Consider the following 26,867-nt stretch of genomic DNA (forward strand, 5'->3'; position numbering starts at 1 on the left):
CGCCGGATTTGGTAGCCGAAATGCTAGCTACGGTGGCTGTGGTGGCCGAACACAGTACACCATTGACCCGAACGATGTCTGTTCGATAGGCCACAACGGAAGCCGCGTGCGATCCCCAGCCGTTCAATTACCGTGGCCACCATCCAGTTGGGTAGCTGTCATGTGAAACCTGTCGCCGCCGAACAGTTATTATCCCTCAGTAAAGTGGTTGAACAGCATACCAGGGTGATGATTGGAAACGACCTCGACGACGTCGCGGTTGCGGGAGCGAGACAGGCCGACGCTGCCAGTCGAGACATCGAAGTTGTGTATCTCGACTCCGACGCAACGGCACGAGAGCAGATACGCGAGGGACTGGCGGACCACCACGCTGATATAACGGTGACGAGCGTGGCAACGACAGATGCCGCGTTAGAAGCCGCCGTGTCGACGGATGTCTCCTGTCTCGTCTTGGACCCGACTGGACTGGGCGATATCCCGGCCGCACTGGTGTCGAATGACCGCTACCCGGTCGTCCTCTACACCGACGCCACTGCGACGAATAGCGCCGCGGCTGTCGTCGACGATGCGGCGACAGTCGTCTCGAAACAGGGGGACGGACAGCCGCTGCTGCTGGCGGAGAAGATTATCAGCGTCGTGTCGGCGTCAGCCGACCGGACCGAGTCCGCGTTCCGAGATGCGCTGTCCGAAATCGAATCGCGTGCTGAAGCGAACGAAATCGCTGTCCTGCTGGCAGATGACGGAACAGTACACTGGTCGAGCGAATCGGTGTCGGTGTTCGTTGACTCTCTCGACGACACTCGCCAGGTCGAACGCTTCTATGACGCCATGCAGACAGCACTCCCCGATACGTCCAGTGGCCGTCGGCAGTTACAGCGGCTCCAGAGCACCTCGACTGAACCGGTTGCCATCCGGGTTTCGGGTAGCGACCGCGATCAGTACCTCCTCCGACGCGGGCACGAACTACCGGCCGCTGCGGGCGGACTTACGCTCGTCCTGCTGCGAGATATCACTGACACTGCCCGGCGTGATGCCCGCACAGCGCTGCTGGATCTCATGGTCGAGCGGGCACAGGACGGGCTCTACACGCTCGACGAACGCGGTGTCATCGACTTCTGTAACGAGTCGTTTGCGTCGAACCTCGGGTACGAGCCGACCGAACTGTGCGGTGAACACGCCACGACAGTGCTTGCCCCCGGTGAACTCTCGACGGGGCAGGCGACTGTCGAAACACTGCTTGAAGCGCCTGAACGGGAGAGCGCAACTGCTGATCTGACGTTTCGTCGGAAAGACGGTACTGAACGGAAGGTATCAATCAACCACACGCTGATTCACGACGAAAACGGCAACTACAGTGGGCTGCTCGGCGTCGCTCGGGACATCACGGAACGCTGTGACCGCGAGCGCGAGTATCAGGAGATGACGGAGCGATTGAACTTCGCGCTCGAGGGCGCGGAACTCGGCGTCTGGGACTGGAACCCCAAAACCAACGCTGTCACCTTCGACGAACGATGGACCGGAATGCTCGGTTACACGACAGACGAACTGGAGCCACACTACGAGACGTGGGCCGACCTCGTCCATCCAGACGACCTCGACCGAGCGGAACAGGCGCTTGGGGAGCTGAAGGCCGGGGAGACCGATCTGTATCAGTGCGAGTTCCGAATGCAGACCAAAGACGGGGACTGGCGGTGGATCCGGGACATCGGCAAGGTGTTCCAGTGGAACGACGACGGCGAGGCGATCAGAGCAGTCGGAATCCATCAGGACATCACCGACGAACGGAAACGTCAGAACGCAATCGAACGCCAGCGCGACGAACTGGCGACACTCAACGGGGTCAACATGGTCATACAGGACCTCATTCACGCGCTAGGTGGTGCCGCGACCCGCCGCGAAACCGCGAAGACGGTGTGTGAGCGCGTCGTTGAATCCGACCTCTGTGAGCTAGCGTGGATCGCCGAGCGAGCGGGCGCGAACGACAGTCTCGTCCCGAAAACGGTAGCCGGCGACGATGGCGTTTGTGTCGACGACCTCATCGGTGGTGACGGGACCAACCGAGCGCTGTGTGAAACGGCCCTCGTGACAGGCGCCGTCCAGACGATACAGGACTGTGGTGACCCGACCGAATTCAAGCGGTGTGGGGCCGCCGCTCGTGAACAGGGATTCAAATCTGCCGCAGCGATTCCACTGGTTCAGGGGAACACCGTCCACGGCGTTCTTTGCGTGTACGCCGACCAGCCGGCGGCATTCAGTGGCCGTATAGCCGAGAGTTTCGCTGTCCTCGGTGAGATGGTTGGGTACACGCTTGCCGCGGTCCACAATAGGCAACTCCTGTCTGACGACACCGCGCTTGAGCTGACATTCGAATCAGAACGCCCTGACATACCGCTTGTCTCGGCAGCGAACGCGTACGGATGCCGGCTTGAAGTCATTGAGTCTGTCGAGACCAAGCCGACACATCTGCTCTATCTCTCCGTACACGGGGGGCCGCCCGATGCAGTCGCTGCGCATCTCTGTTCGCATACGGAGGTCCTCGGTTCGCGGGTCGTTCGTTCAGACGAGGCCAGCGCCGTTGTCGAACTTCAGGTGACAGAAACCGTCCAATCACTGCTGCTGGATGTCGGTGCCCGCTGTCGGACGATAGTTGCCGATGACGGGACGCTCTCTATTACTGTCGAGGCCCCGCAGGATGCCGATTCCCGGGCGATACAGGACGCAGTCTCTGACCGGATGCCAGGCATCGCGCTGACGGCAAAACAGGAGTGTGAGCAGCCAAGCGACATCCCTGACGCCGAGACAGACCCTCGGAATCACCTGACTGAGCGCCAGGAAGAAGTCCTCAGAACGGCCTTCCTGACGGGCTACTACGGCTGGCCCCGGGACACCAACGCCGAGCAACTGGCAGAGCGGCTCGGTATCGCGTCACCGACGCTTCATCAGCACCTCCGGCGGGCGCAGCGGAATCTCATCGATGCCGTGTTTGAAATAGACTCCTGAGCCGCGGTGAGGCCGTCAGCGAGCGAGGGCGGCGCATTCGACGGGTGCCTAGCCGTCTAGGTACAGAGTTAATATGGGGTAGGGCTATTAATTTTACGTGGGTAATGAGTAACCAAAGGAATGGAGGGTCTCAGAGCGACCAGTGGTGTGGGATGACGCCGTCGGAGCGAACGCTGTCTACGGCGGATGTAGATGACGTGTTCGAGGTGTTGGCTGATTGGCGGCGCCGCGCCGTCTGTCGCTACTTTGCGAGCAGTGACCGGACGGCCGCTGACGTTGGGGCGCTCGCATCGGCGATCTCGGAGCTGGGGGGCACGAGCACGGTCGATGCAGCAGACACGTCACCCGCGACTATCCGAGCCCAACTCGAAGAGCAGCACCTACCGATGCTCCATCAGATCGGACTCATCGACTACGACGAGCGAAGCGGCGCAGTAAAGTACTGGGGTTCGCCCACCGTTGAAAAGTGGGCTGACCACGCGGCGGCCGTCACGCAGCAGACCGATTTCTAACCGACCGAGGGGCGCATCTGGGGGGATGTCCCCTGTCGGAGCCGCTACTGGTTTTTAACGGGGGTTCCAACGCTGGAGCATGGACCTCCCACCAGTCGGGCTCGGCACGATGGGTATCGAGGACGAGGCGGTCGTTCGGACAGCCGTCGACTGTGGCTACCGTCATCTCGATACTGCTCAGATATATGACAACGAGAGCACTGTCGGCGCGGGCATCGCCGCCGCCGAAACCGACCGTGCCGACCTGACTGTCGCGACGAAGCTCTGGATCGACGCACTCGGGGCAACTGCCGTCCGCCCGGCGACAGAAGCGAGCCTCGACCGACTCGGTCTCGACGCCGTCGACTTACTGTACGTCCACCGGCCACGTGGCGACTATGACCCGGGAACAACGCTGCCCGCCGTCGAGGCCGTGCGCGAGGCGGGACTGACCGAGCACGTCGGACTCTCGAACTTCGACCCGGACCAGCTGGCTATCGCGCGCGATCACCTCGATGCGATTGCTGCACATCAGGTCGAGTTCCATCCGCTGTTCTGGCAGGAATCACTCCTCGCTGACGCCCAGAAACACGGCTATCCGCTGGTCGCGTACGCACCGCTGGCCGGCGGTCGCGTATTCGAGGAACCGACCATCGTCGACATCGCGGACCAGCACGACGCGTCGCCGGCCGCCGTCAGCATCGCTTGGGTGACCAGCTACGAAGCTGTCGTCACGATTCCGAAGGCGTCCTCCCGGTCCCATCTCGAAGCCAACCTCGCCGCTGCCGACTTGGAACTGACCGACGCCGAGATTGCGCGTATCGAAGCCATCGAGCGAGAAGAAGAACTGTTCCCGGAGTGACTCCCAGCGTCCACCACGAGCGGCCAGGCGCGGTCTGAGACGGTCTGGCTCGGCGGTCCTCTCCCCGTGTCCGTGCGTGGCCTATCCCTTCCGAAACCCGAATCCGATGGGCCATACCGATACCGTTTGGCTACGCGTCTTTAAGTGTACTCTTCGTAGTTAGCATACATGACAGCTGCCAGTACCACTGCAACGACAGTGCTTCAGGCGACACAGTCAGACGTGCTTCAGGAGATACAGTCGAATTTCCTCCTGAACTCCTCGCTCTGGGTGAACATCGCGCTGGCGGGCGTCGCCATCCTCCTGTTCGTCGCAATGGGTCGAGACATAGAGTCGCCCCGCGCAAAACTCATCTGGGTTGCGACGATGCTGGTGCCGCTGGTCTCGATTTCCAGCTACGCCGGCCTGGCGTCCGGGCTAACGGTCGGGTTTCTGCAGATGCCGCCGGGCCACGCCCTCGCCGGTCAGGACGTCCTGTCGCCGTGGGGTCGGTACCTGACCTGGACGTTCTCGACACCGATGATTCTCCTGGCGCTGGGCCTGTTGGCTGACACCGATATCGCGTCGCTGTTCACCGCGATCACGATGGACATCGGAATGTGCGTGACCGGCCTCGCCGCCGCGCTCATTACCTCCTCGCACCTGCTGCGCTGGGTGTTTTACGGCATCAGTTGCGCGTTCTTCCTCGCCGTACTGTACGTCCTGCTCGTCCAGTGGCCAGCCGACGCGGAAGCCGCCGGCACAAGCGAGATATTCGGGACGCTCAAGCTTCTCACTGTGGTGCTGTGGCTCGGCTACCCGATTCTCTGGGCGCTGGGTTCCGAGGGGGTTGCCCTTCTGAGCGTCGGCGTCACCTCGTGGGGCTACTCCGGGCTAGACATCCTCGCAAAGTACGTGTTCGCGTTCCTGCTCCTGCGCTGGGTCGCCGCCAACGAAGGCACCGTCTCAGGGTCCGGAATGGGCATCGGCTCCGGCGGGGCTGCGCCTGCAGACGACTGAGTAGGGTATTGAGACAGAGGCGGTGCTCTGCCGCCTCTCCGCCCCTGCCCGCACAATAGCAGATGCAGAAAAAATAAGCTATATCGCCCAAGTGGCTAGTCTGTATGCCCTCCCCATTCGAGAATCCGATTGTTCGATACGGTCTCCCACTGGTCAGCGCCACGATCGTTGCGGCTGTCGCGCTCTTCTTGCTCGAAGGAGCGATACGCTATGTCGCACTCGGAATCGCCGCACTCGAAGTTGTGGTTGTGCCACAGATTCTGAAACAGGCGGCAACAAACGCGTAGTCGGGGACAGGTCGGATCGCCGCCCTCGTGTCGGTTCGGAGCGGAGCCCTGCGGCTATCCATCGCTGCCATTCCAAACTCGAGAACGTGAACCACTACGAGACAGTGTGACTCTACGAAGAGAGTCGCTGTCTCAGGGAGACAAGCGCTGCCGGTCTCGCGGGAACAGCACCGCTTCTCGGATGTTCTCCAACCCGAGCATCGTCATGATGAGGCGCTCGCCGCCGAGGCCCCAGCCGGCGTGTGGCGGCATGCCGTACTTGAACATCTTGGTGTAGTACTCGAAGGCCTCAGGGTCCAGCCCCTGCTGTTCGAACCCTTCGACGAGGTGGTCGAAGCGGTGTTCACGCTGGCCCCCCGAGACCAGTTCCATCGACGGGTGCATCATGTCGAAGCCGGTCGAGACCTCCTCGTCGTCGTCGTGGTCCTTGATGTAGAACGGCTTGATTTCGCTGGGCCAGTCAGTGATGAAGTAGTGCTCGCCGACTTCCTGCCCGAGGACGTGCTCGGCCTCCGTCGAGAGGTCGTCGCCCCACACCAGCGGTTCGTCGAGTTCGCCGGTCGCATTGATCTTGTCGAGCGCTTCCTCGTAGGTGAGCCGCGGGAAGTCACCTTCTGGGGCCTCGAACTCCTCTTCGAGACCGAGGGTGTCCAGTTCGTCCTGACAGTTCTCGGCGACGCCCTCGTATGCGGACTTGACGACGTGTTCGCAGGCGTCCATTGCCTCGGTGTGGTCGTAGAAGGCCGATTCGAAGTCGATGGAGGTCGCCTCGTTGAGGTGCCGCGGCGTGTTGTGCTCCTCTGCGCGGAAGATTGGACCGATTTCGAAGACGCGTTCGAGGCCGGAGCCGACCATCAGCTGCTTGAACAGCTGTGGGCTCTGGTTCATGAACGCTTCCTGTCCGAAGTAGGTGATCGGGAACAGCTCGGTGCCGCCCTCGGTCCCCGTAGCGACGATTTTCGGCGTGTTGATCTCCGTGCAGTTGAGTTCGCGGAACGCCTCGCGGACCGACCGGAGGACCTCCGCACGGATCTCGAAGATGGCCTTCACTTCGTCCTTGCGGAGGTCGAGCGTGCGGTTGTCGAGGCGGGTCGGCAGTTCGGCGTCGACCTTACCCGACGGGTCAAGGGGCAGTTCGGGGTCGGCTTCCGAAATCACGTCGACGGACTCCGGCGTGACTTCGACACCGGTGGGCGCGCGTGGCTCTTCCTCGACAGCGCCGGTCACCGAGATGACCGATTCGCGCTGGACGTTCAACCCCGTTTCTACGAGGTCGTCGTCCATCTCGTCTTTCTCGAACTTGACCTGTATCTTGCCAGTGGTGTCTCGAAGGATAAGGAAGGCGATACCACCGAGATCTCGGATTTCGTGGACCCAGCCGGCGACGGTGACCGTGTCGCCCGGCGTCGCGTCCGCCGTGTAGGTTCGGTTTTCCATGGACGTTGGTTCTTGTGGCCGGAACTTAAGAACAGCCTTTCGAGGTGAGGACGCAAGTCGTTCCTGGCGGGGTGGTATTAAAAATGTCTCCAGTACCGTTCCGGCCCGACCGAAGCGGTAGCTCGGTGCCGCTTGAACGTATAAACAGTTGATAGTGTGTTTTATGTGATACACTTTCAAATCCGACCACATGGCCCTCCCTCGATGGTTTCCCGTTGCGCGGAAAGAAGCAGTCGCGCTACTCAAATCAAAAGGAACCTGGCTACTTGCTCCCCTGCTCGCCGTCTGGGGCTACGGTCCCACCTACATCAGTTGGGACCTCCTTGGTCCGGATGTTACGGTCGGGTTCGTTCAGGCGGCCGGGTCCACGCTGCTCCCACTTGGCGTCCTGTTACTCACGTATCGATCGATTATCAAGGAGCGCACGTCGGGGAGTTTGAAATTCTTGCTTGGACTGCCTCTCACGCGAACTGATATTCTCATCGGCAAGGTCTTTGGTCGGAGCGTCGGCACCGTGCTTCCATTTGCCCTCGCAACGGTCATTCTCGGCGTGGTTGGCGGTGTCAAGTTCGGGCTGTTCTCCCCGCTGCGTTTTATTGGCGTGTTTCTGGTGACGGTGCTGTACATCGCTGTGCTCGTGTCGATTGCAACAGCGGCATCGGCAGTGACGACAAGCACAGTCCGTGTAACCGCCGTGCTCTTCGGCGGTTTCTTTCTGCTGCTGACACTGGGATGGAAAATCGTTGGTGTCCGGCTCTACTCAGCTGTGACCGGGAACGCAGTGAATCCGCTCGAACCGCCCGCTGACGGCCTGTTGTTCGCTATCCTTCGGATTTCACCGGGGCGAGCGTACCGAACGGTAACGAACTGGATACTCGGACTGGCAAACTCCGGCGGCCAGTACACGTCAGTCGCCACGGTACTGTATCCCGGGCATTCGATCAACGAGTACGTCGTTGACGCAGCCTTCAGTGGACAGCCAGTCCCTGCCTACCTGCACGAGTCGGTTGCTCTCGTCGTATTGCTTCTCTGGGGCGTCATCCCACTCGCACTGGCCAGCTATCGATTCAACCGAGGTGACCTCGCGTGACGCCGCCGGCAATCGAGACCGAGGGGCTTTCGAAACAGTACGGCGAGGTTGATGCGCTCGATGCACTGACCATGACCGTAGCGCAGGGCGAGGTGTACGGTTTCCTCGGCCCGAACGGCGCCGGTAAGTCGACCACGATCAATCTGCTGATGGACTACATCAAACCAACGTCGGGGACAGCGCGCGTTCTCGGCCACGACCCGTGGACCGATGTCGTCGCCTGCCATCAGCGCGTTGGGATCTGCCCCGACCGCTTCGAGACATACGAGTCGCTGTCCGCGCGGCGGCATCTCGAACTGGTGATTGACACGAAGCGTGCCGACGACGACCCGCGGGCACTGCTTGAGCGCGTCGGACTGGTCGATGCTATCGAAAGACCCGCCGGCGAGTTCTCACAGGGAATGGAACAGCGGTTAGCACTCGCGATGAGTCTCGTCGGGGAACCGGACCTCCTGATCCTTGACGAGCCGTTCACTGGGCTTGACCCCCACGGCGTCGCGCTGGTACGGGATGTCGTCGAAGCCGAATCCGAACGTGGGGCAACCGTCTTCTTCTCCAGTCACGTCCTCGGGCAGGTCGATCTGGTCTGTGACCGCGTCGGGATTCTGTACGAAGGGGCCCTCATTGCAGAAGGCACGCTGCCGACGCTCCGAGACACCTGTGACCTTTCGTCCGATGCGACAGTGGAAGACATCTTCATGACACTGACTGATGGCTCCGCCCACGTTACCGAGGTGGACCCATGAACCGCCGCCGGTATCTGGCTGTGTCGACGGCGGTGCTGTCCGGACTCGCCGGCTGTTTGGGCGATCCTGAGTACACGATCTCCAGCGTGGAAACCGAAGCTGATTCGCACCCGCTGGCACTGGATGTGACAGTGATTGATCGGGACATCGCAATCGAAAGCCCCGGTCGGCTGGACATAACGCTCCGAAACACCGGGACACAGGACGTTACAATAAAGAACACCGGTGTCTGGCCACTCGGGATGTTAGGGTTGACGCCAGTGGGCGAGTCAGTGTCCGCTGACATTCTCCTGTTGACCGCTGCGTATGAGCAGTCAACTGCTGTCGAGGTACGGCCAAACGGGGCGCATAAAGACGGCGACCCACTCACCGGAACGCTAGCGACTGCTGAATCTATTCAGCGGCAGTACCAACTCATCGGGCGGCGGGTGTCGACCGCCGGCACGTACACGCTGCAGGGCTACTTTGACGACGTTCTGCTATCCTACCGCACCGGCCAGGATACCGACTGGGTCGCGTATCACCCGACAGTAACCGTGACACTCACCGAACAGTCGGTGCTTTCCTGAGACATAGCGGCGTCTGTGCCCCGAACCCGCACAGCGGGGCGTCGTGCTGCTGGTGAGTCACAGAGGAGTGTGGAAAACAGCCTGACAATACCGCAGCGTCCGGGCCAATATCCTGAACTTTTGTACTGGTAGCCGTCGAAACAGTTGACATGGCCGACGCGGAGTACCCTATCGACGACCTGGACCGGAACATCATTTATGCGCTGCAGCAGGATGCGAGACATACGTCGGCGAGTGAGATTGCCGAGTCGCTCGATGTCTCCGCACGAACGGTCCGGAACCGTATCACGAAGCTCGAAGAAGCTGGCGTCATCGCCGGCTACGATGTCGATGTCGATTACGAGGCCGCGGGGTACCAACTCCATACGCTCATCGTCTGCACGGCACCAATCCACGAGCGCGAGGAGGTCGCGCAGCGGGCACTCGACGTCTCCGGCGTCGTCGCCATCCGAGAGGTCATGACGGGGGCCGACAACGTCCACGTTGAGGTGGTCGGAACCGACGGAAACGACCTGAGCCGCATCGGCAGAGACCTCAACGATATCGGACTGGAGGTCGTCGACGAGGACCTCATTCGGAACGAGTACACCCGGCCGTTTCACCAGTTCGGGCACGACGATGCCGAAGGTGAGTCTACATAGTGTAATCTTCCGAAAATAGATTATATATCCACAATAGTCCGGAATCGGAACTATTCCCTAGATATTTATCGGTTTCCGGAACCAATGCTGGTGTACTGGCCGGGTAGCTCTGGCCTCTACGAACCCAATGATATCTCTTACTGGACTCCGCGAACGAGTGGACGACGACATCGACCCCCCGTCGGTACTGATCATCAGCGACCGGTACGTCGGGTCTGAGGTAGTAACGACGTTAGATCGGGGCACCGATGCCTGTCTCGTCACCGACCACGATGGCGTTGCCGGGCAAACGCCCGACGACACACGCGTGGTAGTCGGTGACGGCCGGGAGCGTACTGTTCTTCAGGACGCCGGGGCCCAAACGACCGATGTCGCTCTGGTATCGATGCAGACCGACCACGGGGCGTTCCTCGTGACACAACTGCTTCGGACGCAGTTCGATGTCGAAACCGTGGTTGTCGTGCTTAACGACCCGCAGCATCGATCGGCGTTCGAGTCGGTCGGCTCCGAGGTGGTCTGTGGTTCGCAGGTCCTGGCGACCGAACTGGAACGCACTGTCGAAACAACGCTCCAGATGTCCGAAACCGCGAAATAATGGCCAAGGGTCTGGAACGCGACCTCGGACTGCTGTCAGTGGTAGCGATATCAATCGGCGCGATGGTCGGCAGCGGGATCTTCATCTTGCCGGCGCTGGCGGTGAAAGACGCCGGGGCCGGCATCATCGCTGCCTACCTTCTCGCGGGCGTGCTCGTGCTGCCCGCCGCACTCAGCAAGGCCGAAATGGCGACCGCCATGCCCGAAGCCGGCGGCACCTACGTCTACATCGAGCGGTCGATGGGGCCGCTACTGGGCACAGTTTCGGGACTCGGAACGTGGTTCTCCCTCTCGTTCAAGGGCGCGCTCGCGCTCGTCGGCGGCGTGCCGTACCTCGTTCTTCTCTTTGACCTGCCGATCCGTCCGGTTGCGATCACGCTCGCCGTCGTTCTCATCCTCGTCAACATCCTCGGCGCGGAACAGACCGGCCGACTCCAGATCGGCATCGTCGCGGTGATGCTCGTGGCAATCGGCTGGTTCGTCGCTGGCGGCGGGCCGGCAGTCAACACCGCGACGTACGGCGGGATGTGGGACTACGGCGTCGAAGGGATCTTCGCCGCGACCGGCCTCGTGTTCGTCTCCTTCGCCGGCGTGACGAAGATCGCTTCTATCGCCGAGGAGGTCGAGGACCCGGACCGCGTCATCCCGCTTGGAATGCTTGGATCGCTCGCCTTCACCACGCTGCTGTACGTGCTCGTCGTCGCCGTCGTCGTCGGCGTCGTCCCGCTCGACCAGCTTGCCGGGAGCACGACGCCCATTGCGGACGCGGCCGAGATGACCCTCGGAACCACTGGTGTCGCGGCTGTCGTTCTGGCGGCGATTCTGGCGCTGGTCAGTACAGCTAACGCCGGCATCCTTTCGTCCTCACGCTACCCGTTCGCCATGAGCCGCGACGGACTCGCGCCCGACCTGCTCAGTACGGTCAGCGACCGCTTTGGCACGCCGGTGACCGCCATCACGCTGACCGGCGGCGTGATGTTGCTGCTTATCCTCTTCGTTCCGATTCTGGAGATCGCGAAGCTCGCGAGCGCGTTCAAAATCCTCGTGTTCGCGCTCATCAACGTCGCGCTCATCGGCTTCCGTGAGAGCGACGCCCCAGACTACGACCCCTCCTTCGAGGTCCCGCTCTACCCGTGGACGCCGATATTCGGCACCCTGACCGGCTTTGCCCTGCTGACGCAGATGGGCCTGATCGCGATAGTCGGAGCCGCCGGTATCGTCGTTGGCAGCGTCATCTGGTATCTGGGCTACGTCAGACCGCGGGTTACCAGAGAGGGCGCGATCAAGGAGTCCGTCCGCCGGAGCATCGGCGACCGCGCGCTCGACCGGACCGAGGAGACGCTCGACGAGACGGCGGATACATCCGTGCTTGTTGCCCTTCCCGAGGGGTCCTCGCAGGAGAGCGAAGCGACACTGCTAGAGGTCGGGGCCGCGCTCTCACCCACCGGCAGCAGCCTCTCTGTCGTCCAGTTCGACGAAGTGCCCGACCAGCAGCCCCTCGATTACGCCTCCGGCGTGCAATCTCCGGACGACCGCGAATTCGAGTGTCGGACTGATACGCTGGCGGCTACCCTTGATGTCCCGGTCGAATACGGCGAACTTGTCAGCCACCACCCCGAACGGGCCGTCGCCAACGCCGTCGACGAGCGGGGCGTCGATGTGTTGCTAGTGGAACGTGGCGCGTCGTTCGGGGATTCGCTGCTGGGTGACAGTATCGACCGCATCCGGAAACAGACTGACTGTGATACCATTGCCGTCGACGCACAGCCGCTCGACGCGCTGGAGACGATCACACTGGTCACGACCCGCGGCCCGTATGACCCGCTGAAAGTCCGCGTTGGGAACGCTGTCGCGACAGCGACCGAGGCCGACCTCCAGTTCCTCTACCCGCTTGATGAGCGCCAGTCGGCCGAACAACGCCAGCAACTCGAAGCATACCACGATGACCTGCTGGACCTCTGTGACGTGCCGACGGAGCGGAGCTTCGTCGACCGGCAGGACCTTTCAGCGACAATAGACGCGGCTGACAGCGACAGGACGCTCCTGATACACGCACACAACGGTTGGCTTTCGGCCCGCCGGTCAAACGGCGACAGCACTACGCAGTCGGCAATTCAAGACAGCGACCACGCGTCGATGGAAGTAGACACAAAACGTCATCCCGACGGTGTCGTCGGCCGTCTGCTCGAACGGCTCGCGTTCTAACTACCGAACGGTCGCCGTGGCGTCCTTCGCGCCTTGCACCGTCTCTCGCACTGCCTCGACGCCTTCGTCGTGGACGAGGTCGCCGACGACGATGGTATCGGCGTGCTGTGCCATGGTGCGGGCGGACTCGTAATCATGGATGCCGCCGCCATAGAACAGCGTCGCGTCGTCGAGCGTGTCTGCGGCGGCGGCGACAATGTCGGTGTCGCCGAGCATCCCCGAGTACTCGACGTAGACGATTTCCTGCCCGAGGAGATGCTCGGCGGCTTCGGCGTAAGCGGCCACGTCGGCCGCGTCGAGGTCGCAGTTGGCCTGCGTGTAGGACGCCACCGACGCCTCCGGGTTCATGACGATGTAGGCCTCAGTGAAGGTCCGCGACCAGTCGATCTCGTCGTCGATGCGTATCCACTCCTTGTGCGCGCCGGTGATCCAGGCCACGTCGCCAGCATTCATCACGACCGGGATGAGATAGCCGTCGTGACGGTCGCTGTGGACGACCGACGCGGGATTAGACGGCTCGATGTACACGGGGATGTCGTGTTTCCCGCAGGCGTCGACGACTCGCTTCATCTTCTCCTCTGTCATTCCGGTGGTCCCGCCGACTTCGATGGCGTCGGTCCCCGTCGCCGCGACGTCTTCGAAGGTCTCTCCGTCGACCAGCGTCTTGTCGGGGTCTATCTTCACGATGTGGTCCCAGTCCGCCCAGTCGCTCATACCTGCCAGACTTGCGCGTGGCCGTATAACCGCTTCGGATACACGTATCACAGTGGGTCACGCTGACAGCCCGATCGGACAGTCCGACTGGCGTCGGCTGCGGATATATATGTCTCCGAAGATTTATGACGGTTATGTTACAATCGTCAGACGATGACAGCGGACAAGCGCCGGTACATCGTCACTGCCATCCGAGGTGTGCTCGTTCTCACGGGCGCTGCCGTGACGGTGGCAGTGTTGTACTCCCTCTCGACGATGCCGACAGCGTCGGCATCCGGCGACGGCTTCGTCCGTGGCCTCTCATATCTGTTCGGCAGCATCTTTTTCGTTCTCGCGCTGGGCGGTGCCGGGCTCGGCATCGCTTTGCCGTCACTGCTAGAGGCCGAGGACGCGCTGGCGTTCGACCACTGGCAACGCCGCTGTCTCCAGGGTGCCGGTGGCCTCTTTGTCGGCGGGTTCGTCGTCGGGCTGGCGACAGGACTGCTCACCCAGTTACAGTTCGGCCTCCTCCTCTGGCTCGTCGCCATCGTCCTTGCCGTGTTCGTCGCCAGTTGTGTTCTGGTCTGGCGACTGTTCGAAGTGTTCGTCACGGCGCTGGTGCGTCTCATCGCCGCAGAGACCGGCGAGTGACGCAGACAGCGGGAGGCGTGCGACGGGAACGCTGATACCGGCGGCAACCTAACGCGCCAGTCGTGCAGCGACTTACGACAGTCGAGACGGTCCACGAAGACGGGTCATGGCTGTTCACCGCGGAAGGCCCTTACGGCGACCTCGAAGAGGTCGTTCTCGTCCCCTGTGACGACGGCGTCGAGGCGTGGGTGAACCGATGTACGCACGAAGCACAGCGGTTCGACACCGGACGAGGTGTCCCGATGCGGGACGACCAGCTCATCTGCCCCCGACACGGTTCGCTGTTCGATGCCTGCGACGGCGGCTGTGACAACGGCGACGCCGCTGGGACGACGCTCCCCGGGGTCGAGATATCGGAGACCCACGGCGACGTGTTCCTCACCGACGACGACTACGCGTTCGCCCACGAGGGTGGCATCGACGACGACGACGGCCCGAGTTCCACGTCCCACCTCCAGTTGTGACCGGCGGCCACAGCATCGACCGGGACCGACTCCAGGCCGGCGTCGTCGAGTGTCCGCTCTGTGAGCGCCAGATTCCGGAGCCGATGAGACACGCAGTCGTTTGCGGTGCCGTCGACGAGATAACTGTCGAGACTGCCGAAGCGGTCGAGTGCCCGGTGTGTGGCGGCGTAACCTTCGTCTCGTAGCCACACTCACTGTTACTGTCCTGTTCTACGCCGGAAAATAAACATCAGTTTCCATTCACCCTTGGGAGTATTTCGGCAGACTGAGCGACTGCCGGCAGCTGTCCATCCGGCTTTGCAGGTTGTACCCTGTACCGAAGAATAAGGACGCTTCACCGCGTAGACGTAGTTATGTCAGAGTCCTCGACGGGTGACCCAGACACCCCGGACTCGTCGCCAGCTGACAGGCGTCGACAGCTCCAGACCCAATTTGCGACGACTGAGTTGCCTCGCCACCTCGCTCTGTTTTATCGGACACACGCGGAACAGATGCGCGTCGTCACGACATTTGTCGCCCGCGGCATCCAACAGGATGAACAGGTGATTTACATCGCCGATGAAAACGAGACGGCAACAATCGCGACGGCGCTCTCCGACGCCGGACTCGACGTTGATTCGCTGCAAGCCGACGGCCAACTGGTGTTAGTTGACTCCGCCAAGATTTATTCAAACGGGGTATTTGACCCGAAGGAAAGCGTCGACGAGTTCCGTGACTTAGCTGCCGATGCTGTCGCAGACGGATATAGCGGACTCCGTGCGGCTGGTGAGAATAGTTGGTCGCTCGACCTCGACTGCAGCTTTGAGGATGTCATCGAGTTCGAACACCGGTTTGACGAAGCCCACCCGGACCTGCCAGTCACGGCGCTCTGTCAGTACAGCCTGGAACAGTTTACCGGCGAGGATATCGGCAAAGCGTTGCAGACGCACGAGGCCATTATTTACCGCGAGACACTCTGTACAAACCCATACTACACCCCGCCGAAGGAGGCCATTGAGTACGGCGCACCACTCTCAAACGCAGCGCTCCTCCTGGAGCAAACGCGCGATATCCACCGATTCCGCGACGACGTCGAGCGCCGAGAGGAACGCCTCTCAGTCGTGAACCGAGTGCTCCGGCACAATCTTCGGAACGAACTGAACGTCATCAGCGGTCGGCTGGAATGGCTCGAAGCGCAAGGCCTGTTCGACGCAGCGGCTGTAGACCATCTCGACACCATCGCTACGGCGGCGGAGCGCCTGTCTTCGCTTTCGGAGAACGCACGGCACGTCGACCGGACCCTCGATGCCCGAGAGCAGGAGCCGGCAAACCTAAACGCTACCGTTGAGGCTGGCGTCACCGATGCCCGGCACGAGTATGCCGACCTCTCGGTCACTATCGACGCTGGACCGCCGGACGCCACTGCCGCTGACGCGACTGTCCAGACGAGCGTCCGGGAAGTGATTGCGTGCGCTGCGACCAATCTCTCTGCCCCCACAGTCGAAGTCCGGGTCGAGGCTGACGAACAGTACAAGACGGGAACGGTCGAAGTCGTCGCCGACGAGGGGTTCGTCTCAGAGGCGACGATGACTGCGTTCGACAACGACATCGAGCGCTCGCTTGCACACGCGCGGACCCTCCGGCTGTGGGTTGCGCAGTGGACTATTCAAAGCATGAACGGGCGACTCGAACTGGGCGGGTCGCCGCCAGCGAACCGTGTTCGCCTCTCGTTCCCGACTATCGAAACGCGACCGTAGTATCTCAGGCTTCCAGTTCGTCCTGCCACTCCCGGACCTGCGTGGCGCTGACGCCCTGAACTTCGGTAGCGATGGTGTCGGGGTCGGCCTCCCGGAGCGCCGCCAGCGAGTCGACCCCGGCGTCGCCGAGCTTCTCCGCGGTCGCCGAGCCGATGCCGTTCAGGTCCTCTAGGTCTTCGACGGCCGTGCGGGCCTGGTACTCCTCGTAGTTGCAGATGGGGCAGCCAAGCTCCCAGGGGTCGTCGCTGTCGGCGTCGATGACCAGCTCCGGCAGGTCGTGCTCCTCGCAGAAGGCGTCGGTCACCGAGATGTCGCCGTTGCGGGGCAGCGGCAGCGAGTAGTCACACTCGGGGTAGCGCGTACAGCCGACGAGCCGGGAGCCCGAGCGGAGGTGTTTGATGGCCAACTCTCCGTCGTGCTCGTCGCCACAATCAGGACACGGCCCAATCACTTCGTCCTCGCTCTCGTCGGCCTTCTCGGCCTCACAGCGGGGACAGCCGTGGACGAAGGTGTCCCGGCCGGCGAGCATCTTGACGTGGTGCATGTCGTGTTCCTCGCAGTGGTCTTCGAGCACTTGCGGCTCGCCCGAGGAGGGCAGCGGGAGCGTGTTGCGACACTCGGGGAAGCCGTCACAGCCGACGAAGTACGATCCCTGGCGCGAACGCCGGACCAGCATGTCCTCGCCGCACTTGGGACAGGGACCGAGCGTCTTGTCGGCCTTCAGCGACTCCTGGAGGTGCTCGCCGATCTCCTCGCGGGAATCACGCAGTTCATCGAACACCCGTTTGAGCATCTCGCGGGACTCGTCGGCCACGTCATCGAGCGTCGCCTCGCCGTTGGCGATGGCGGTCATGTCCGCCTCCAGTTGGGCGGTCATCTCGTCGCTGACGACGTGGTCGGCGAACTCCTCGGCGGCCTCGACGACGGCCATCGCCAGCGTCGTCGGCCGGGGCGGGTCGCCCTCGATGTAGCCGCGGTCGTACAGTTTCTCGATGGAGTTGTGGCGCGTGCTCTTCGTCCCCAGCCCCTTGTCCTCCATCGTCTGGATGAGCCGCGACTGGCCGTAGCGGCGGGGCGGCTGGGTCTGTTTCTCCTCCATCCGGACCTCCGAGATGGCCAGTTCCTCGCCCTCTTCGACGTCGGGGACGTGGTTCTCGCTGGCGCTGGAGTAGGGATACACCTCGTGGTAGCCCGGTTCGACCAGGCGCTTGCCGTTAGCCTTCAGCGAGCGGCCGCCAGCCTCGGCGACGACGCGGAGGTGCTCCCACGTCGCGGCCTCGGCGACCGTCGCGAAGAACCGCCGGACGACCAGTTCGTAAATCTCCCACTCGTCGTCGGAGAGGTCGACCTTCGGCGGAATCTCGCCCGTCGGGTGGATGGGCGGGTGGTCGGTGGTCTCCTCGTCGCCCTCGGTGGCGGTGATGTCCTCCTGCTCCAGCAGGGCCTCGGCGTCCTCGCCGAAGTGGCCGGCTCCGACGAACTCATCGAGCAGGGCGTCCTCTTCGAGATCGTCCGGGTAGACCGTGTTGTCCGTTCGCGGGTAGGTGATGTAGCCGGTGGTGTACAGCTCCTCGGCGATTGACATCGCCTGCTGGGCGGAGTAGCCCAGTGAACTCGCAGCGGAGATGAAGGCGGTGGTGTTGAACGGCGTCGGCGGGCTGTCGGTGCGGGTCCGGCGGCGGACGCTCGTCACCGTCGCCGCGTCGACGCTCGTCAGGTCTGCGTACGCGTCGTCAGCGTCGTCTTCGACCCACACCCGCTCGGCTTCTTTGCCGTCGTCGTCGTAGAAGTACTGGGCCTCGAAGGCCGAGCCGTTCTTCTGGAGGTCGGCGAATATCTCCCAGTAGTCCTCGGGGTCGAACGCCTGTATCTCGCGCTCGCGGTCGACGATGAGCTTCAGCGTCGGCGACTGGACCCGGCCGACGGAGATGAAGTCGTCGCCCAGTTGCCGGGCCGACAGCGAGAGGAAGCGCGTCAGCGCCGCGCCCCACACGAGGTCGATAATCTGGCGGGCCTCGCCCGCGGCCGCGAGATCGAAGTCGATGTCGTCGGGGTTGGCGAAGGCCTCGCGGACCTCCCGCTCGGTAATCGAGGAAAAGCGGACGCGGTCGACGGGCACGTCAGTCTCCTCGCGGATGAGTTCGTAGGCCTCCTTGCCGATGAGTTCCCCCTCCCGGTCGTAGTCTGTCGCGATGGTGGCCTCGTCGGCCTCCCGCGCCAGTTGCTTCAGCGTCGTGACGATGTTCTCCTGGGTCGGCTCCTTCGTCACGTCGGCGTCGATGAGTTCGACCGGTTCGACGTCCCGCCAGTCGTTGTATTCCTCGGGGAAGTCGACGCCGACGACGTGTCCGGAGAGGCCGACCACGCGGGTGTCACCCCACCGATAGACGTTGACGCCGTTGCGCCGATTCGCGGACGCACCTCCTTCTGAGAGGATCTCCGCAATGCGGCGAGCGGCGTTGTCTTTCTCGGTGATAATCAGCCGCATCGGACACCACCTGTCTCTGTCATTACCCGTCGCTACGGAGTCAGTTGTTCTAAAGGCTTTCGGGAAAATCAGGCGACAGCGCGGGTGTGCGGGCGCTTGCGGGGCCGCTCGCGCTCGCGCGGAGGTAGCCATTACAACGTCGGCCCCGTCCCACGAAGGTGGCGGTCCTCGGCACGACTCATCACTTCGACGCACTCTTGCCACTGCCACTCCGACTGTCAGTATGGATCGCCGGACGACCAAACTCCTCCGCGGAACCGCCGCCACGCTCGTCTTTGCGACGGCGGCGTTTCACCTCTGGTGGGGACTCCCGCGAAGCATCATCTACGCGCAGGCGATAGAGGGACTGTTCGGACGGGGACTCCCGCCGGACCCTCGCCCGTTTCTGTTTGTCGCCTTCGCCGCGGTATTGCTCGCTGGCCCGTATCTCATTACCCGGGGCATCATTGGTCTGCGGAACGCCTATATTGTCGGGACTGTCCTCATGATTGCGTCCATCGCCGGGTGGGTGTTCTGGCACGCCACCGGGCACGGGGCCTTCCTCGTCGACGGGTTCTCTGCACCGTCGTCCGGCGGCGGTGGCCACCACCACGGCGGGAGCACTGCCCTGCTGATACTGGACCATTTCACCACGGAACCGGTCGAATCAGCCATCAAGACCATCGAAGCGCTCGCCGCGACGGTCTTCGTGACACTGCTGTGGAAGGACCCCGCGATTATCCCGGGCGAGCGGCGTGAGAACGTCGAGTCGAACGCATCGAGCGAATCGTAGCATACGACGCACCATAGCGGCTCTTTGGACAGCCTCTGACAGTAACTACGCCTGTAGCATTCAGGACCGATTCGGCAAGAGAACGGCGGTATCGTGACATTTATTATCAGTAGTGTGTCTCTTGTTACAGGATGGGAACTTCTATCCCGGACGTGGTATGGGACACAGGGATGGACCGGGTGTTTGAAGCGCTGTTCACCCGCCGCCGTCGAATGATTCTGTTCATGTTGAAACAGCGGAGTCCACGGCCGATTGTCGATTTTCTGCCCAGAAGTGCTGGAGCCAGAACTACCGAAGCCGAACTCCGACACGACGACCTGCCCCGACTGGCCAGTTTAGCGTACATCGACTGGGACCGAGCGGCCGACGAGGTCTCACGGGGCCAGCGCTTCGACGAAATCGAACCGATGCTCGAACTGCTCGAAAATCACGCTGATGAACTGCCGGACGACTGGCCACGGCGGTGACAGGGCGACAGAGATACAGATTCGCCCTCCCCGGGACGGTCGAGTAGAACGCCCGCCTAGCTCTCCAGTTCCTCGCGCAGCAGCCCGTTCACGTCGCCGGGGTCGGCGCTCCCGCCGGTTTTTTGCATGACCTGCCCGACGAGGAAGTTGATTGCGCCGTCCTCGCCGCTGTGGTAGTCCTCGACGGCGTCGGGGTTCTCGTCGATGGCTTCCACGACAGCCTGCTGGACCTCGTCGCCGGTGGTCTTGCCCAGTCCCTCGCGGTCAACGACGGTATCGGGGTCGTCGCCGGTGTCGAGCATCTCCCGCAGGACCGTCTCGTGGGCGTTTTTGGCGGTGATTTCGTCCTCCGCGACGAGTTCGACCAGGCGCGTCACCTCGTCGAACCGGTCGTCGATGTCGGTGATAGCCATGTCCCGGTAGTTCAGTTCGCCAAGCAGATTGTCGGCGACCCACGTTGCGGCGAGGTTGGCATCGAAGCGCTCGGCCACGTCCTCGAAGAAGTCCGCGACCTGTTTCGTGCTCGTGAGCTTCGAGGCAGCCTCCTCGCTGAGACCGTACTCGGCGACGAACCGCTCGCGGCGGGCGTCGGGGAGTTCCGGAATCGGGACCTCGTCCTTCCAGTGGCTGACTCGCAGGGGCGGCAGGTCGGCCTCCCGGAAGTAGCGGTAGTCCTTCTCTTCCTCCTTCGAGCGCATCGACACTGTGTTGCCGTGTGTCTCGTTGAAGTGGCGGGTCTCCTGTTCGACGGCGCGGCCGGACTGGATAAGCTTCCGCTGGCGGGAGGCCTCGAAGGACAGCGCCTGCTCCGCGCCCTTGTGACTGGAGATGTTCTTGACTTCGGTGCGGTTGGCGTCTTCGAGGACGGCCTCGTCGATGTCGCCGTCGTCGTCCACCTCGCCCGCCTCGACCATCGAGAGGTTCGCGTCGATGCGGAGGCTGCCGTCCCGCGTTGCGTCGAACACGCCTAGATACTCCAGCACCTCTTCGAGCTTTTCGAGGAACGACCGGACCTCGCCCGGCGCGCGGAAGTCCGGTTCCGTGACAATCTCCATCAGCGGCGTCCCGGCGCGGTTGTAGTCGACGAGCGTGTAATCCGCGCGCTCGATGGAGCAGGTCCGGGATTCGAGCGGGCCGGACCCCTCGCGGACGTGCTTGATAGAACCGGGGTCCTCTTCCAGATGCGCACGGCGGATGTCGACGCTACGACGCTCGCCCTCGACGGTGAACTCCAGTTCCCCGTCCTGGCAGATGGGCGAATCGTATTGCGTTATCTGGAAGTTCTTCGGGAGGTCTGGGTAGTAGTAGTTCTTCCGGTGGAAGGCGGTCTCTTCCGGGATATCGGCGTCGATAGCCTTGCCGACTTTCACCGCCGCTTCGACGGCCCCCTCGTTGACCACGGGGAGCGCGCCGGGGAGGCCGAGACACACCGGGCACGTGTGGGTGTTGGGCTCGGCGTCGGCCACGTCGGTCGAGCAGCCACAGAAGATCTTCGTCGCCGTCTCAAGCTGGACGTGGACCTCCAGCCCGATGACGGCCGCGAGTTCGCGGGACTCGGACGCTTGTGCGGTCATTATCCGGGGTTCGGTGGCGCGTGGCTAAAGGCTAACGACCCTGTACAGGCGCGGACGTATCAACCGAACTGGTAATGTCTGACGTAGGTATAAGTGTCCAGAATGGCTGGGTATCGGGTATGTGCGGCAACCGAGTCGAGGAACTCGAAACGCGCGTCAGAGAACTGGAAGCGTCGGTCGAGGGACTGACCGACGAACTCGTCGAATGCAAGGTCCGCATCCGAGAACTCGAAGCCAGCGTCGACGAGGACAACGGATTCAGCGCCGACGCGTCCGACTCGGAAGAATCGGCCGCCACCCCAACCGAGGCCGACACACCTAACACTGCGGATACCGACGAGGGTGATAACAGGGAGGAAGCCGAAGCCGCGTCGGAGACCGAGGGCGAAGAGGACTCGGAGTCCGACATCATCGTCGCGTAGGGCTGTCGGCCACACCACCGTATGCATATCAAAGAGCTCGTCCTCGACAATTTCAAGAGCTTCGGGCGGAAGACCCGAATCCCGTTCTACGAAGATTTTACCACTATTAGCGGTCCGAACGGCTCGGGCAAGTCCAACATCATCGACGCCATCTTGTTCGCGCTCGGACTGGCTCGCACCTCGGGCATCCGCGCCGAGAAGCTCACCGACCTCATCTACAACCCCGGCCACGCCGACGAGGACGCCGAGTACGACGGCGAGCGCCAGGCCAGCGTCGAGGTCATTTTAGCGAACGACGACCGCACGCTCTCCCGCTCGCAGGTCGTCAACGCCGCCGGCACCGAAGACGTGGGCGACGTGGACGAGATCGCAATCAAACGCCGCGTCAAGGAGACCGAGGACAACTACTACTCCTACTACTACATCAACGGCCGCTCGGTCAACCTCTCGGACATTCAGGACCTGCTCGCGCAGGCGGGCGTGACGCCGGAGGGATACAACGTCGTCATGCAGGGCGACGTGACCGAGATCATCAACATGACGGCCGGCTCCCGTCGGGAAATTATCGACGAGATCGCCGGCGTCGCTCAGTTCGACGCAAAAAAGGCCGACGCCTTCGACGAACTGGAGGTCGTGCAAGACCGCATCGACGAGGCCGAACTCCGAATCGAGGAGAAACAGGAGCGGCTCGACCAACTGGAAGACGAGCGGGAGACGGCGCTCAAGTATCAGGATCTCCGCGACGAAAAGGAGGAGTACGAGGGGTACCGCAAGGCCGCCGAACTGGAAGACAAACGGGACGAACTGACGACCGTCGAGGAGACTATCGACGAGCTTGAAAGCGAACTCACCGAACTACAGACGGAACTCGACGAGCGCCAGGGTGCGGTCATCCGGCTGGAGGACGAACTCCACGAGCTCAATCAGGAAATCGAACGCAAGGGCGAGGACGAACAGCTCGCCATCAAGCGGGACATCGAGGAGATAAAGGGCGACATCTCGCGGCTGGAGGACAAAATCGAATCCGCCGAGGAAACCGTCGAGGCCGCCGAAAACGAGCGCCGACAGGCGTTCGTCCAGATCGACCGCAAGCAGGAGACCATCGACGATCTTGAAAGCGACATCCGCGAGACGAAAGTCGCCAAATCCAACGTCAAGGCCGACATCGCGGAGAAGGAATCCGAACTCGCGGAGGTCCAGCAACGAATCGACGAGGTCGGCGAGGAGTTCCAAGAGGTCAAAGACGAACTGGAGGAGAAACGCTCGCGGCTTGAGACGCTCAAAAGTGAGAAGAACGACCTCCAGCGCGAGCAGGACCGTCTGCTCGACGAAGCCCGCCGGCGCTCGAACGCCGAGGACGAGAAGCGAGCGGCTATTGAGGAAGCCGAAGCCGAGATCCCCGACCTCGAAGCCGACATCGAGGACCTGCAGACGGAACTGGAGAAAGCGAAACAGAACAAGGCGACTATCGGCGAAGTCGTCGACGACCTCCGGGTCGAGAAGCGGGAGCTCCAGTCTGATCTGGACGACCTCGAAGACGAGATCAGCGCGAAACAGCAGGAGTACGCCCAGCTAGAGGCGAAGGCCGGCGAAGACGGGGACTCCTCGTACGGCCGGGCGGTGACGGCGATTCTCAACGCCGGCCAGGACGGCGTCCACGGCACCGTCGGCCAACTCGGCGGCGTCGACCCCGAGTACGCCACGGCCTGTGAGACGGCGGCCGGCGGGCGTCTCGCCCACGTGGTCGTCGATGACGATAGCGTCGGCCAGCGCTGTATCGAGTACCTCAAATCCCGTAGCGCCGGCCGGGCGACGTTCCTCCCTATCACGCAGATGCAGAACCGCTCGCTGGGGTCTCTGCCCAGCGCCGATGGGGTTATCGACTTCGCGTATAATCTCGTAGACTTCGACCGCGAGTACGCAGGTATCTTCTCGTACGTGCTGGGCGACACCGTCGTCGTCGACAGTATGGACACCGCCCGCGAGCTGATGGGCGACTACCGGATGGTCACGCTTGAGGGCGACCTCGTCGAGAAGTCCGGCGCGATGACCGGCGGCTCCTCGTCGGGCACGCGCTACTCCTTCTCGGGCGGCGCTGGCAAGCTCGAACGGGTCGCCACCCGCATCAACGAACTGGAAGACGAGCGCGCCGACATGCGCGAGGACCTCCGGGACGTGGAGGAGCGCCTCAACGACGCCCGCGACCGCGAGTCCGACGCGACCGAGCAGGTCCGGGACATCGAGACGAGCATCGAGCGCAGGGAGAGCGCCCTCGAAGACACCCGCGACCGCATCGACCAACTGGAGGCCGACCTCGAAGAGATAGCCGCCGAGCGCGAGGACGTGGCCGACCAGATGGACGACCTGGAGGCCGACATCGAGGCAAAGACCGAGGAAATCGACGCGCTCCAGGCCGACATCGACGACCTAGAGGCCGAGGTCGAGGACTCGGAACTGCCGGACCTGACCGACCGCCGCGAATCCATCGAGGCCGACATCGACGCGCTCGAAGACCGCCAGAGCGACCTCGACGCCGAACTCAACGAGTACCAACTGGAGAAACAGTACGCCGAGGAGGCCATCGAGGACCTCCACGACGACATCGAGGCCGCACAGAACCGCAAGGCCGAACACGAGGAGCGCATCGAGGACCTCGAAACGAAGGTCGCCGAGAAGCAGGAGCTGAAAGCAGAGAAGGAGCAGGCCGTCGCCGATTTGGAGGAGGAACTGTCGGAACTCAAGTCCGAACGCGAGGACCTGAAAGCCGACCTGCAGGAGGCCAAAGAGGCCCGCGACGAGCAACAGGCCGCGGTCTCGGAGATCGAGCGTGACCTCGAATCAGAGCAGGAAACGCAGGAGCGTCTGGAGTGGGAAATCGATGAACTCGAAGCGCAGGTCGGCGACTACGACCCCGAGGACGTGCCCGACCACGAGACGGTCGAACAGGAGATTGACCGGCTGGAAACGGAGATGGAGAAACTGGAGCCGGTCAACATGCGGGCTATCGAGGAGTACGACCGGGTCAACGACGACCTGCAGGAACTCGAAGACAAGAAGGCGACGCTGGTCGAGGAGGCCGACGGTATCCGCGACCGCATCGACACCTACGAGGCGCGCAAGAAGGAGACGTTCATGGAGTCGTTCACGGAGATCAACGACCAGTTCCAGAACATCTTCGAGCGGCTCTCGAACGGTACCGGCCACCTCCACCTCGAAGACGAGGACGACCCCTTCGAGGGCGGGCTGACGATGAAGGCCCAGCCGGGCGACAAGCCCATCCAGCGGCTGAACGCGATGTCCGGCGGCGAGAAGTCCCTGACCGCGCTGGCCTTTATCTTCGCCATCCAGCGGCACAACCCCGCGCCGTTCTACGCGCTTGACGAGGTCGACGCCTTCCTCGATGCGGCCAACGCCGACCTCGTGGGCGAACTGGTGGACGAACTCGCCGGGGACGCTCAGTTCGTCGTCGTCTCGCACCGCTCGGCCATGCTGGAGCGGTCCGAGCGGGCCATCGGCGTGATGATGCAGGGCGACAACGTGAGCGCCGTAACTGGCATCGACCTCTCTGGCGAGGGCGACGGCGACGAGGAGGTGCCCGCTGATGACTAGCGAGGGGAGCGAGCCGTCACGCGGCTCGGACTCGCGAGCGGGGAGCGACGCGACCCGCGAGACGGAGGAGCAACGCGACGGAGGTCCCTCCGACGCGACGGACAACCAGCCGGACGACATCCCGCTCAACATCACCGGGCACGAGGACCGCGAGCCGCCAGGTGGCTCGGACGACGCGGCGGCGCTGCTGGGCGACTCCCCCGACCCAGACGACGAGACAACTGCACAGGACAGCCCCGAAAGCGACCGGACGACTGACGAGGACGAGGACGAGGACGAAGACGTCGAACCCGTCGAGGTGCTGGTCCAGCTCGCCGACGACGGCGAAATCGACCCGTGGGACATCGACGTGGTGCGGGTCACCGACAAATTCCTCGACCGCATCGACGACGCGGACCTGCGCACGTCGGGGCGGGCACTGTTCTACGCGAGCGTCCTGATTCGGATGAAAAGCGACGCGATGCTCGGCGAGGGACAGACTGAGGAGGAACCGGCCGAGCCCTGGGAGCAGGCGATGCACGAGGACGCCCCCATCGAGGACCCGGACCCCTTCGCCGCCCTCGAGTCGGAGATGGACCGCCGGCTCGAACGCCGCCGCGCCCGGGGGATGCCACAGACGCTCGACGAACTGGTCCGGGACCTCCGGGATGCCGAGCGGGACTCGTGGTGGAAAGAATCTCGGGAGTACGACACCAGCGACTCCCCGAGCGGCTTCGACCGCGGGACCCAAGAACTGGACTACCGTGGGGCCGACGACATGCGACTGGACGAGGAGCCGTCGGCTGCTGACGTGACCGGAACGGCCCACGCCGAGAACATCGACGACATCATCGCCGATGTCCACGACGCCGTCCGCGAGCAGTACGACAAGGGCCGCGAGGAGGTGCTGTACCGCGAGGTCGACACCGCTGGCGGGACTCGCGTCGAGACGTTCCTCGGATTGCTCTTTTTGGCTCACCGCGGACAGGTCCGACTCCAGCAAGACGACCTCTTCGGCGACCTCTGGATTCGGGACCCAAACGCCGCGACTGGGTCGGACGAGGCCATCGCGGACTGACTGGTTCAGCTGC

24 protein-coding genes are annotated in these 26,867 nt (G+C 62.9%); 20 read left to right on the forward strand and 4 right to left on the reverse strand.

All coding sequences use genetic code 11. The annotated features are described in order from the left end of the window. The first annotated feature begins 228 nt into the window (after window positions 1–228). The 5 genes from D3D01_RS06800 to D3D01_RS06820 all read left to right on the forward strand — a co-directional run bounded on the left by D3D01_RS06800 (window position 229) and on the right by D3D01_RS06820 (window position 5,639). Window positions 229–3,000: a PAS domain S-box protein gene (locus tag D3D01_RS06800; RefSeq protein WP_121511667.1), complete on the forward strand. Its 2,772-nt coding sequence runs from the start codon at window positions 229–231 to the stop codon at window positions 2,998–3,000. A 104-nt stretch (window positions 3,001–3,104) separates the two neighbouring features. Continuing rightward, the gene (locus D3D01_RS06805; RefSeq protein ID WP_232794472.1) at window positions 3,105–3,512 is read left to right on the forward strand and encodes an ArsR family transcriptional regulator; all 408 of its coding nucleotides are present in this window, start codon (window positions 3,105–3,107) and stop codon (window positions 3,510–3,512) included. 79 nt (window positions 3,513–3,591) lie between these two features. Beyond that, window positions 3,592–4,353, forward strand: coding sequence for an aldo/keto reductase (locus D3D01_RS06810; RefSeq protein ID WP_101350631.1), 762 nt, complete (start codon window positions 3,592–3,594; stop codon window positions 4,351–4,353). A gap of 168 nt (window positions 4,354–4,521) precedes the next feature. Next, the gene (hop, locus tag D3D01_RS06815) at window positions 4,522–5,352 is read left to right on the forward strand and encodes a halorhodopsin (protein ID WP_101350630.1); all 831 of its coding nucleotides are present in this window, start codon (window positions 4,522–4,524) and stop codon (window positions 5,350–5,352) included. 104 nt (window positions 5,353–5,456) lie between these two features. Beyond that, window positions 5,457–5,639, forward strand: a complete 183-nt coding sequence (locus D3D01_RS06820) for a hypothetical protein (RefSeq protein ID WP_121511668.1) — start codon at window positions 5,457–5,459, stop codon at window positions 5,637–5,639. A 132-nt stretch (window positions 5,640–5,771) separates the two neighbouring features. On the opposite strand, the gene aspS is transcribed toward D3D01_RS06820, so the two are convergent. Further along, complete coding sequence (gene aspS / locus D3D01_RS06825) at window positions 5,772–7,076, reverse strand: aspartate--tRNA(Asn) ligase (protein WP_121511669.1); 1,305 nt, start codon at window positions 7,074–7,076, stop codon at window positions 5,772–5,774. A 190-nt stretch (window positions 7,077–7,266) separates the two neighbouring features. Here aspS and D3D01_RS06830 point away from each other — a divergent pair, with 190 nt between their 5' ends. From D3D01_RS06830 to D3D01_RS06855, 6 genes are all read left to right on the forward strand, one after another. Beyond that, complete coding sequence (locus D3D01_RS06830) at window positions 7,267–8,166, forward strand: ABC transporter permease (RefSeq protein WP_121511670.1); 900 nt, start codon at window positions 7,267–7,269, stop codon at window positions 8,164–8,166. Beyond that, window positions 8,163–8,912: an ABC transporter ATP-binding protein gene (locus tag D3D01_RS06835; protein WP_121511671.1), complete on the forward strand. Its 750-nt coding sequence runs from the start codon at window positions 8,163–8,165 to the stop codon at window positions 8,910–8,912. Before D3D01_RS06830 ends, D3D01_RS06835 begins: the two co-directional genes overlap by 4 nt. After that, window positions 8,909–9,481, forward strand: coding sequence for a hypothetical protein (locus D3D01_RS06840; protein WP_121511672.1), 573 nt, complete (start codon window positions 8,909–8,911; stop codon window positions 9,479–9,481). Before D3D01_RS06835 ends, D3D01_RS06840 begins: the two co-directional genes overlap by 4 nt. A 149-nt stretch (window positions 9,482–9,630) precedes the next feature. Continuing rightward, window positions 9,631–10,122, forward strand: coding sequence for an Lrp/AsnC family transcriptional regulator (locus D3D01_RS06845; protein ID WP_101350624.1), 492 nt, complete (start codon window positions 9,631–9,633; stop codon window positions 10,120–10,122). A gap of 157 nt (window positions 10,123–10,279) precedes the next feature. Next, window positions 10,280–10,717, forward strand: a complete 438-nt coding sequence (locus D3D01_RS06850) for an NAD-binding protein (RefSeq protein ID WP_233560745.1) — start codon at window positions 10,280–10,282, stop codon at window positions 10,715–10,717. Continuing rightward, window positions 10,717–12,921: an APC family permease gene (locus D3D01_RS06855; RefSeq protein WP_121511674.1), complete on the forward strand. Its 2,205-nt coding sequence runs from the start codon at window positions 10,717–10,719 to the stop codon at window positions 12,919–12,921. The genes D3D01_RS06850 and D3D01_RS06855 overlap by 1 nt, the downstream gene beginning before the upstream one ends. Here the strand turns inward: D3D01_RS06855 and D3D01_RS06860 are convergent, their stop codons facing one another. Beyond that, a complete protein-coding gene (locus D3D01_RS06860) occupies window positions 12,922–13,635 on the reverse strand; it encodes a phosphoglycerol geranylgeranyltransferase (protein ID WP_121511675.1) in 714 nt (237 codons plus the stop codon). A gap of 153 nt (window positions 13,636–13,788) precedes the next feature. Here D3D01_RS06860 and D3D01_RS06865 point away from each other — a divergent pair, with 153 nt between their 5' ends. From D3D01_RS06865 to D3D01_RS06880, 4 genes are all read left to right on the forward strand, one after another. Further along, the gene (locus D3D01_RS06865; protein ID WP_121511676.1) at window positions 13,789–14,265 is read left to right on the forward strand and encodes a hypothetical protein; all 477 of its coding nucleotides are present in this window, start codon (window positions 13,789–13,791) and stop codon (window positions 14,263–14,265) included. Between the two features lie 62 nt (window positions 14,266–14,327). Next, the gene (locus D3D01_RS06870) at window positions 14,328–14,729 is read left to right on the forward strand and encodes a Rieske 2Fe-2S domain-containing protein (RefSeq protein WP_121511677.1); all 402 of its coding nucleotides are present in this window, start codon (window positions 14,328–14,330) and stop codon (window positions 14,727–14,729) included. Then, the gene (locus D3D01_RS06875; RefSeq protein ID WP_121511678.1) at window positions 14,726–14,914 is read left to right on the forward strand and encodes a hypothetical protein; all 189 of its coding nucleotides are present in this window, start codon (window positions 14,726–14,728) and stop codon (window positions 14,912–14,914) included. The genes D3D01_RS06870 and D3D01_RS06875 overlap by 4 nt, the downstream gene beginning before the upstream one ends. 168 nt (window positions 14,915–15,082) lie before the next feature. Continuing rightward, the gene (locus tag D3D01_RS06880) at window positions 15,083–16,465 is read left to right on the forward strand and encodes an MEDS domain-containing protein (protein WP_101350619.1); all 1,383 of its coding nucleotides are present in this window, start codon (window positions 15,083–15,085) and stop codon (window positions 16,463–16,465) included. Between the two features lie 4 nt (window positions 16,466–16,469). Here D3D01_RS06880 and D3D01_RS06885 read toward each other — a convergent pair whose 3' ends face one another. Continuing rightward, a complete protein-coding gene (locus tag D3D01_RS06885) occupies window positions 16,470–18,953 on the reverse strand; it encodes a DNA topoisomerase I (protein WP_121511679.1) in 2,484 nt (827 codons plus the stop codon). 223 nt (window positions 18,954–19,176) lie between these two features. Here D3D01_RS06885 and D3D01_RS06890 point away from each other — a divergent pair, with 223 nt between their 5' ends. Together D3D01_RS06890 and D3D01_RS06895 are read left to right on the forward strand one after the other, a co-directional pair. Beyond that, a complete protein-coding gene (locus tag D3D01_RS06890) occupies window positions 19,177–19,725 on the forward strand; it encodes a hypothetical protein (RefSeq protein WP_121511680.1) in 549 nt (182 codons plus the stop codon). A 170-nt stretch (window positions 19,726–19,895) separates the two neighbouring features. Next, a complete protein-coding gene (locus tag D3D01_RS06895; RefSeq protein WP_101350616.1) occupies window positions 19,896–20,192 on the forward strand; it encodes a hypothetical protein in 297 nt (98 codons plus the stop codon). A gap of 56 nt (window positions 20,193–20,248) precedes the next feature. Here D3D01_RS06895 and gatB read toward each other — a convergent pair whose 3' ends face one another. Continuing rightward, window positions 20,249–21,766 (reverse strand): Asp-tRNA(Asn)/Glu-tRNA(Gln) amidotransferase subunit GatB, encoded by a 1,518-nt coding sequence (gene gatB / locus D3D01_RS06900; RefSeq protein WP_101350615.1) that lies wholly within the window; start codon window positions 21,764–21,766, stop codon window positions 20,249–20,251. Window positions 21,767–21,885: 119 nt separating this feature from the next. Between gatB and D3D01_RS06905 the strand changes: the two genes are divergently transcribed. The 3 genes from D3D01_RS06905 to D3D01_RS06915 are packed head-to-tail and all read left to right on the forward strand — an operon-like array spanning window position 21,886 to window position 26,854. Continuing rightward, window positions 21,886–22,188, forward strand: a complete 303-nt coding sequence (locus D3D01_RS06905) for a hypothetical protein (protein WP_101350614.1) — start codon at window positions 21,886–21,888, stop codon at window positions 22,186–22,188. A gap of 21 nt (window positions 22,189–22,209) precedes the next feature. After that, window positions 22,210–25,797, forward strand: a complete 3,588-nt coding sequence (gene smc / locus D3D01_RS06910; protein WP_121511681.1) for a chromosome segregation protein SMC — start codon at window positions 22,210–22,212, stop codon at window positions 25,795–25,797. Continuing rightward, window positions 25,790–26,854, forward strand: a complete 1,065-nt coding sequence (locus tag D3D01_RS06915; protein ID WP_121511682.1) for a ScpA family protein — start codon at window positions 25,790–25,792, stop codon at window positions 26,852–26,854. The genes smc and D3D01_RS06915 overlap by 8 nt, the downstream gene beginning before the upstream one ends. Window positions 26,855–26,867: the final 13 nt, after the last annotated feature.

The organism is Haloarcula sp. Atlit-7R (assembly GCF_003666065.1).
Taxonomy (GTDB): domain Archaea; phylum Halobacteriota; class Halobacteria; order Halobacteriales; family Haloarculaceae; genus Haloarcula; species Haloarcula taiwanensis.